The organism is Methylobacterium sp. B1 (assembly GCF_000333255.1).
In the GTDB taxonomy this organism is placed as follows: domain Bacteria; phylum Pseudomonadota; class Alphaproteobacteria; order Rhizobiales; family Beijerinckiaceae; genus Methylobacterium; species Methylobacterium fujisawaense.
The window spans coordinates 1-1,045 of sequence record NZ_BACT01000142.1 but is presented as its reverse complement, the minus strand read 5'-3'; the positions used below and the strand labels follow the sequence as shown (position 1 = coordinate 1,045).

Below are 1,045 nucleotides of genomic sequence, written 5' to 3'. Positions count from 1 at the left end.
GCGGGCGAAAGAGGCGGGCGTGAACGCGACCTTGGACGACGTCCTCGAGAATCCGAAGAACTTCCGTTTCGTCGAGATCGCGCCTCCACAATTGCCGCGCTCCCTCGATGACGTGGCGATCGCAGTGATCAACGGCAATTACGCGCTGGAAGCAGGGCTGGAGCCCGCACGGGACGCGCTGGCCCTCGAACGCGCCGAGGGCAATCCGTATGCGAACGTCCTCGTCACGACCGAGGGTTTGGCGAAGGATCCCCGCATCCAGCGTCTCGCAACGCTGCTGACCTCGGCCGAAGTCGCGGCGTTCATCCGCAGCCGCTACCGCGGCTCCGTGATCCCCGTCCGGAATTCATGACCGACCACGGTTGCGGGACGACGGAGGTTCGGTGCGGGCGCAGTCCGGCCTCTGCCTCGGGGCCGGCGTCCGCGCCCAGAATGCGCCCAGGGAATTCCGGATCGGCTACCAGAAGTTCGGCCTCATCGTCGCCTCGCGGCAGAAGCGTCTGATCGGAAAGCCGCTCCTATCGCGACTTCGCATCGCAGGTCGCGGCGTCCGTCGGAGACCCATCGGGGGACCGGCGCGGTCGCCCCGTGGACCGCGACGTCTTCGGTAAGCAGAGCCGTCCTGCATGCCGGTGACCACGACCCCACCGTCTCCGCGCCCACCGATCGACTCCGATGGGCGGAGGGCTCCTGGAGCGACCGCATTTGATGCGGTGCGCGTCGTTCGCAAGGACGTGCTCGGGTCGCAGGCGGCTCCGCGCATTGCCCAACCGATCGGGTTTTGATCTAAGCGCTGCAGGGTGGCCGCTCCGTGAGGAGCAGCGGATTTGCGAGCCCCGCGATCGTGCTGACGGGCGCCACGCAGGCCCGGCCTGCGGCGTGGCCGGGGCGACAGGTGTGCTGCCCGGCTCGCAGCTCTCCAGCGGGACCGGGCGGGGGTGGGTATACCGTCCGTCAGCCGAGTTCGGGCATGGATGGCCGGCTCCCATCGACCACACCAAACGGAAGGGCTGACGCCCCGATGCGAACGATCGTTTATGCCGAC

The 1,045-nt window shown here is 68.2% G+C and carries 1 protein-coding gene; it reads left to right on the top strand.

Going from position 1 to position 1,045, the window contains the following annotated elements; translation table 11 throughout:
* The coding region (locus I53_RS04060; RefSeq protein WP_043346953.1) for a MetQ/NlpA family ABC transporter substrate-binding protein at positions 1–352 on the top strand (352 nt) is incomplete at its 5' end.
* Positions 353–1,045 lie beyond the last annotated feature (693 nt).